This window comes from Alicyclobacillus tolerans (assembly GCF_900142255.1).
Lineage (GTDB): Bacteria > Bacillota > Bacilli > Alicyclobacillales > Alicyclobacillaceae > Alicyclobacillus_I > Alicyclobacillus_I tolerans.
Genome location: NZ_FRAF01000030.1, coordinates 22,631 through 29,571, shown reverse-complemented (window position 1 = coordinate 29,571; position 6,941 = coordinate 22,631). Strand labels below are relative to the sequence as shown.

Annotated in this window: 9 protein-coding genes; 3 read left to right on the top strand and 6 right to left on the bottom strand. The window is 45.4% G+C overall.

All coding sequences use genetic code 11. The features are described 5' to 3' along the window. On the top strand, positions 1-427 hold a 427-nt coding region (locus BUA75_RS16175; protein WP_207549772.1), incomplete at its 5' end, for a hypothetical protein. An 87-nt stretch (positions 428-514) separates the two neighbouring features. Continuing rightward, positions 515-880 (top strand): hypothetical protein, encoded by a 366-nt coding sequence (locus BUA75_RS13785; protein ID WP_072875178.1) that lies wholly within the window; start codon positions 515-517, stop codon positions 878-880. 625 nt (positions 881-1,505) lie between these two features. On the opposite strand, the gene BUA75_RS13780 is transcribed toward BUA75_RS13785, so the two are convergent. After that, the gene (locus BUA75_RS13780; RefSeq protein WP_129583669.1) at positions 1,506-2,039 is read right to left on the bottom strand and encodes a permease prefix domain 1-containing protein; all 534 of its coding nucleotides are present in this window, start codon (positions 2,037-2,039) and stop codon (positions 1,506-1,508) included. A 5-nt stretch (positions 2,040-2,044) separates the two neighbouring features. Then, positions 2,045-2,377, bottom strand: a complete 333-nt coding sequence (locus BUA75_RS13775; protein WP_072875176.1) for a PadR family transcriptional regulator — start codon at positions 2,375-2,377, stop codon at positions 2,045-2,047. Between the two features lie 343 nt (positions 2,378-2,720). Here BUA75_RS13775 and BUA75_RS13770 point away from each other — a divergent pair, with 343 nt between their 5' ends. Then, positions 2,721-3,164 (top strand): Hsp20/alpha crystallin family protein, encoded by a 444-nt coding sequence (locus tag BUA75_RS13770; protein ID WP_072875175.1) that lies wholly within the window; start codon positions 2,721-2,723, stop codon positions 3,162-3,164. A 177-nt stretch (positions 3,165-3,341) separates the two neighbouring features. Here BUA75_RS13770 and BUA75_RS13765 read toward each other — a convergent pair whose 3' ends face one another. Genes BUA75_RS13765 through BUA75_RS13750 form a run of 4 tightly spaced genes read right to left on the bottom strand, consistent with a single transcriptional unit; the run spans position 3,342 to position 6,704 of the window. Next, positions 3,342-4,490 carry an ABC transporter permease subunit gene (locus BUA75_RS13765; RefSeq protein ID WP_072875174.1) on the bottom strand — a complete coding sequence of 383 codons (1,149 nt, stop codon included), beginning with the start codon at positions 4,488-4,490 and terminating at the stop codon, positions 3,342-3,344. Then, complete coding sequence (locus BUA75_RS13760; protein WP_072875173.1) at positions 4,462-5,361, bottom strand: ABC transporter ATP-binding protein; 900 nt, start codon at positions 5,359-5,361, stop codon at positions 4,462-4,464. The genes BUA75_RS13765 and BUA75_RS13760 overlap by 29 nt, the downstream gene beginning before the upstream one ends. Continuing rightward, positions 5,345-6,160 (bottom strand): hypothetical protein, encoded by an 816-nt coding sequence (locus BUA75_RS13755; protein ID WP_072875172.1) that lies wholly within the window; start codon positions 6,158-6,160, stop codon positions 5,345-5,347. The genes BUA75_RS13760 and BUA75_RS13755 overlap by 17 nt, the downstream gene beginning before the upstream one ends. After that, positions 6,135-6,704, bottom strand: a complete 570-nt coding sequence (locus BUA75_RS13750; protein WP_072875171.1) for an RNA polymerase sigma factor — start codon at positions 6,702-6,704, stop codon at positions 6,135-6,137. Before BUA75_RS13750 ends, BUA75_RS13755 begins: the two co-directional genes overlap by 26 nt. Between the last annotated feature and the right edge of the window lie 237 nt (positions 6,705-6,941).

Below are 6,941 nucleotides of genomic sequence, written 5' to 3'. Positions count from 1 at the left end.
CTCTGACGCATTACAGCAATGCCCCTTCCCGTTAATGGGACTGGACGAAGAAACGGTGTCGTCCTTGGGGATAAGTGAAACCGTCGGGATCAAGAAGTATTATGGAGGAAAAGAGTGGGCTGTCAGATACGGTCCTCCCGCTCGTTCTCGCGAACTACTTCGCGGGAGTCCTGTCGTGACATTGTGGCAAGCTGAACGGTTAAACGATGATGTTGCCCGTCACTGGGGGCTATCGAAGTTAACTGAAAAACATCCAGACCTCGGTCCAACAGCGAAAAGTGAAGTAGTTTACACGCCCAGTATGGTTTTAGCCCGTTTATTTTGGGAAAACGCCGAGCGTCCGTATATGTTGACTGCCTCTGGATTATCGATGGAGGATCTTGTAAACCTGGCTCATCAATTGAAAGTCATCATCGACAAGGGCTGAAAAGACAGGCAAAGGGGTCACGGGGACGGGTTGGGTTTAACTACTCCCGTCCCCCTCTCCCCAGTTCTTAATACGGAGGTCTTAGCCATGACGGAATTGATTCCACGTAAACAGGGTCAAAAAATCGAAGATGGGACATATCTCCAATTGTTTGAGAACTTTACCAATGGTGGATTGTCATCGGCGGAAACTGTCAAACTGGAGTTACTGCTGGCGGTAACAACCGATGTCGGACTTGACCGCCTGATTGATGTTTTGCCCGAAGAATCCCTGGCTGAACTGAGACTTCTATTGTCGGAGGAACGAACGTCGAACGCTGATAAAAGAACGAAGGTCGTGAGAAAACGAGCGCGTATCAACTTTCCATTGCCCATTCCTTCGCCGTCTGAAGCGCGAAAAGCGAGGCAAAGCAGGCGTCTGGTGGAAAGCCACGGGGGACGAAAGGGAAGATGATGAGGCTGAAAGACAAGTACAACGACTTTAGTGAGTAGCGTACAACGGCTTCCGATTAATCTTAGACCCGTCTATACCTTCGAAGAACAGCCTTTCTCCCCCAAACGAGAATGATTTCAGGCAACAAGACGAAAAGAAGAAAGTCTATGATAATCAGCGGATACCACCCGATGACATTTTGACCTGTGACATATTTGGAGCGATGAACAACCACCAAATCTGAACAGCCGTAGCGAGCATAATCACTGTGGAGACCAATAGATATCGGACGTTACCCCACAATGCACAGAACAGCACAAGACAAACGATACCGATCCAAGGGCTAAGAACATTCCAAATCACATAGTGGTCCGAAGATCGTAATAGGATACAGTACAGCAATGAGAATTTGTACCCTCTTGCCACTATCAATCGTCAATCCTGAACACCCCCCTCAGTTCATATTACAACCACTGGATATATGTTCCTACTGGAAATTCAAAAAACAACATTTACTGCGAACGGATCGTATAGATAACCAAATCCCCGTTTGCCCCGATAAATCTTCTCCCTCTTTAAGCCCATGTTCATCTGATTAGCGGCTCAACCTCTACTCAAATCCCATTGACCTAATATCCCGATCATTTTATGAATGATTCGTTTGCATTGGCTGTGAACTGCTGTGTACGTTTACTGGTGTTACTGAATAAGAATGGACAGTGAGAAGGAGAAGAAGGAAAATCGTCAGGAGAATGGCAACCGCAGAAACAGCAATGCCCCAAATTGCAATGCGTCGATTTGATCCCTTTCTTGCGATGACACCCAAAATAAATCCAACTATGCCGAGCGGAATAGAAAGTATTGCGTATACACTACTCAGGAACGATAAGAGACCCACGATCAAAGATACCCATCCCAACACATTACCAGCACGAGATGAATCTACCTGATTCACAGTAGGTCCATATAAGGTTTCAAGATCATGTCTTAGGTTCTCGCCGTCACCAAATCGTTCAATGGCTAAACGCACACTTTCCTCTTCATTATGTCCCTGCTGTTTCAGATCCCTTGCAGTTTGGAGTAAATGATTTCGCATTTCTTCTTTTAGGTCGTGGACTTCCTTTGTTTCAACGAGACCGCTGTAAACTTCATTTACATATTGATCGATTTGCTTTTCCATAGTGTTCATCCTTCCTCCAGAAAAGTGTCCAAGACAGACTTGAGGTATGACCATTCACGTTTCTTGTACCTATAAAAACGCTGACCCGACTCAAGGATGCGGTAGTATTTGCGACGAGCACCGCCTCCTTCGGTTCCGCCCCAATAAGATTCAATAAGTTCATTTTTCTCCATGCGTTTTAATGACAAGTACATAGTTCCTTCTTTTATCTCAAACTTTCCATGACTGCGTTTGCGAACAGCATTCGCTATGTCATATCCGTACATGTCCTGCTTGCAAAGAAGGGAGAGAATGATTGTATCAATGTGCCCCTTGAGAACTTGCGTGTCGATGTCCAAGGCATCATCACCTCATTTCACACTATAAACATAATTACTCTGTAAAGCAAGGTAATTATGTATATGACCATCCTTATGTAGCTGGGGTACTATAGTCACGTACGATCTTCAAACGTTAAAGCCTCTAATGGCACACTATCCACTGGAACGGATAAGTTATTCGAGGGGATAACACGCTCTTGATGCGGGGTAAAGAAATGCGGGTGATAAGCGGGATCATTGGACGTGTGGGTTCCGTAGCCATACGATTTCAGTATAGGGGATGTGTACCCAGAACAGGTGCAAGTTTCATCATCCTCTGGGGAACCATAACTCGGACATTCGACCTGGAGGTGTAATCAACATGCCCTTAGTCCCTTATGACCCGTTCAATATCATGAGACGTGACTTTGGTTCGTTTCCGTCTTTCCCCCGACTCTTGGATGACGACTGGTTTGAGAGTCACTTTGCGAATATGCCACGGGTTCGAGTTGACGTTCGGGAGAGCCAAAACGAAGTGATCGTGACCGCGGAAATCCCTGGGCTGGAGAAGAAGGAAGACGTAAACATCACCGTCCATGATAATCATCTTCATCTCAGCGGCAAAATCGAACGGATGGGCGAACAAAAGGACGAGAACGTGCACCGCATGGAACGATACTATGGGCAATTCTCGCGTACTGTGCCGTTACCAACAGCCGTGGATGACACGGGTGCGAAAGCATCCTATCGAAATGGCATTTTGGAAGTCAGGATTCCAAAGACCCAGAAGCAAATCGGTCGTCAGATTGACGTGGATTTTCACTGAGCTTCATAGGTCTAACGCCCCCTGGAATTTCCCAAGGGGCGTTGTCGTAATATTTACCGTTGGCACTATGTCACTAAACGCCAGTTTTCAAAGTGCCATTGATTCAGTCACAAAGGGAATATTTTGATTCACGATCTCGCCTCACATCACGAACCTCGACACTCCCCTCTCTCGAAATCAGGCGATTTGATGCCTGCAATACACGCGATACGTCAGCCAAACAATCGGAATAGATACCAGTATCGCAAGACCAATTACGAGAATCGGGTACAACACTGGATAACCAAACACGTTATAAGCAACGAAGCTCTTAAATAACCTTGATACTTGTATCAATCCTGTGTAGCTAAAACCCATAAGAGTTTGTGCCCAATTTTTTAGCCCGAACATCATTACGATGAGTTCTGGAAGTGCAAAAACTCCTGCTGAAACGAAAAATGTTACAAGTGTGGATCTGTTAAACGATGACAACAACATTATGAGAAACCCGAAGGCAATACCGCCCAACAGTTGAATCAATACCGCAACTGCTATATATTGTCCGACAGTCAAGTGAAAAGGTGCACTATATAAGGCAATGCTTTGTAACGGGTAGTTAAATCCCCCAATATCAAACAGACTCAGGTTTGAAGCAACATTGACTACCAGCAAAATGCCTTCCATCACCAAAACATATAGCATTGAAGCCAGTATCTTGGCAGTGACCAGTTGTCTCCTGCCACGTTTTGCTGTCAATAAAAAACTATCCGTTCCCAAGGAATATTCCTCTGTAAAAACAGGCGACAAACCAACCAGGATTAACGCTCCAAAAATGATGAGTCCATAGGTCTTAAAGAAATCAACCATCATGTTGCTCGCACCGTTGTATTGCCCAAACCCGATGTACGGGAGATGTTTCATCATGTTGTATTCAAGCGTATCCGCGCGATAAGTAAACCCGATTTGCCCCTGCGCTTTGAGCTTGTTAATGGATTGCTGTAGCATTTCCAGTGTGGGTTTGAGCGCACTACCCGTTTCTGCGTTGAGAATGGCTGTGTCGCGTAAGTATTCGCGATTTAAGACAGTCATTTCATTTACTGAAAGTCTGGTGTTACCTTCGAGCTTTGGTGCAATTTGTTTCATTTCCACCTTTGCTTGTTGTACCTGTTGGGCAGTCGGTGGCGTAGACTGATAATAGCCTGCGTAGCCTGCATAACCGCCTGATGACGACGTAAGTATTTGCAAGGGCAGATAGATACAAAACACCATGATGGCGAAGAAAATCCATACACTCTTTCGCGAAAACAGCTTGTACAGCTCAAACCGCGTTAGTGACAGTTGCTTCATCTGAGGTCGCCTCCTCGCCAAAATAGTAGAGATATAAGTCTTCTAACGTAGGAGTGATCGTTTCTGCATTCGGTAATGGTTGCTGATCAGATACGATACGAAGGGATACACCATCACGAGTACGGGTCACACTGCCAACCTGGAATTGTTGCTGAATGGTTGACACTTCCCGTTCCGTACAAGTTAATGACCACACTTTCCTTTCTATCTCCCGTAAGAATCCTTCTGGAGTATTCCGATTCACCAATTGCCCATTTTTCATAATGAGGATATCTTGTGCCACGAATTCCACATCGGAGATGATATGAGTAGACAACAGCACAATCCGATTCGTCGAAAAGTCTGAAAGAAGATTACGGAATCGAATCCGTTCTTTTGGGTCGAGACCTGCTGTGGGTTCGTCTACAATCAAAATCTTGGGGTCATTCAATAGCGCTTGTGCAATACCTAACCGTTGTTTCATCCCACCCGAAAACTTACCAACCTTAACGCGTCGAACGTCATCAAGGTTCACCAGTTGCAACATCTCCGAAACTTTCCTTTCAGCACTGGATTTGTCCAACCCTTTTAATGCCGCGATGTACATCAAAAAACGTTCAGCCGTAAACCGTTTATAAAGACCGAAACTCTGTGGTAAATAGCCAAGGATGTCGCGATAGTCTTCACCCATAGAGGTGATGTCCTCTCCATCCACTAATACCCTGCCAGCGGATGGGCGGAGAATCCCTGCGATAATACGCATCAACGTACTTTTGCCAGCACCATTCGGTCCTAATAATGCATGTACGCCTTCAGACAGTTCAACGTTGAAGTTCTTTAGTGCGTCTTTCCCTCTGTAGCTTTTTGAGATGTTCTCAATCTGCAATTTCAACGAAAGTCCCTCTTTCCGCTTGATTACGCAGTTGTACAGACTGTACCCACAGTAACGCGCCGCCTAAAACCCCAAACAAAACGAACAACGTGTCATTCAGTGATAGTAAATACGGCAATGCTTTTGGGTTTGAGAGGATACCGACTATCCCAGCACCCCATACGGAGACTGCGATCGGGACCAAGCGTCTGCCTCGAAACCTCGATGCCAGAAACAGCATAATGCTGGACATCCACGTAAACGGAGCCACCCAGAACAACAGCACTTTCCATAAATCAATGCCAAATGTCCAATATAGTCCGAACGAGATGATGGCATTGAGTACGACATTGTAAGAGCCAATGAGAGCAAATCGTGCCATCATGATTTGCGGAAGTGACATCTTGCTGGCAAGTTCCATTTCTGCCATCCCGCTGTCTGTACTTCGGAGAATCTCCAATACTCCAAGAATAAATGGCATCGGAGAAAGAACTAAGACCGTCTTATAGGGGCTAATTGAATCAAACACCGTTGCAACGTATCCACTAACGAAAAGCAACAAGCTAAAGAGCCAAAACCACTTTGAAACATATTCGACTTGAAGCGACAGCGTATGAAACATTCGCTTCAATTTACTTCTTTCCGAGGCGTACTGTGGTACATGGACGATACAATTTTCGATTGTGTTTTGAATGATGTGTTCAGGGGGAAATTCCACTGTGTACTCATCGAGCATTTTTGTGAGTTCTTCGATCTCAAGTTCTTCGCCCTTTTCCTTGAACAGATGTTCCCACTCACGAGTTGTGTCTCTCTTTGTCATAGCCATCACCTCCCTTGACCAGCTTTCTTAATTTCCCCAGCCCTTGATAGAGCCGAGACTTAACAGTGGACTCCGTACACTGCATTAACTCAGCGATTTCTCGTATCTTCATCCCTTCAAAATAACTGAGCACAATGGTATCGCGCTGGTAGTCGGGTAAGTCCATCAAGGCGTTTCTAATTGCCTTTCTCTCGTCGTTTCGTTCTAACAACCGATAGACGTTCATCGATTCATCAGCAATCTCAGGTTGGATCTCAATCTCATTTTGCTTCTGAGCATGTGTAGCACTTCGGAAATGATCTGCACAATGATGGTATGTGACGGAAGTCAGCCAGCTCTTGAAGGTGCCTTCTCCCTTGTAGGAGGAAACTGACTTTGCCACCTTTATGAAGACCTCTTGTGTCAAATCACATGCCACATGATAATCGCCCGTCTTGCGATATACGATGCCAAACACCAATTTGTAATAGCGTCGGATTAAGACTTCCATGGCGGAGCGGCTACCACGTCTGATTTCAGCGATGAGTTCTTCATCTGATTGCAAATGTCACCCTCCTTTCGCTTATGTAGACGAGAAACACACTGGAATAGTTTTAACTCAACTTTACCAACCAAGAAATAATCAAACAGCCTGGTTAACCACCAAGCAGTTCTCGTAATGCGACTGACTCGATTTGAGTATTAACGTTCACTCAGAACAGATGCAAGCCCCCGAAATCAGCGTTGTAAATCTTCATTGCTTCGCGATTCCCATATATCCCTGCCCCATCCCAACAGCCGA

Bases quoted from the DNA above. Each gene is read 5' to 3' on its own strand.
- BUA75_RS13785 (WP_072875178.1), top strand. From the start codon at position 515: ATGACGGAATTGATTCCACGTAAACAGGGTCAAAAAATCGAAGATGGG.
- BUA75_RS13780 (WP_129583669.1), bottom strand. From the start codon at position 2,039: ATGGAAAAGCAAATCGATCAATATGTAAATGAAGTTTACAGCGGTCTC.
- BUA75_RS13770 (WP_072875175.1), top strand. From the start codon at position 2,721: ATGCCCTTAGTCCCTTATGACCCGTTCAATATCATGAGACGTGACTTT.
- BUA75_RS13765 (WP_072875174.1), bottom strand. From the start codon at position 4,490: ATGAAGCAACTGTCACTAACGCGGTTTGAGCTGTACAAGCTGTTTTCG.
- BUA75_RS13755 (WP_072875172.1), bottom strand. From the start codon at position 6,160: ATGACAAAGAGAGACACAACTCGTGAGTGGGAACATCTGTTCAAGGAA.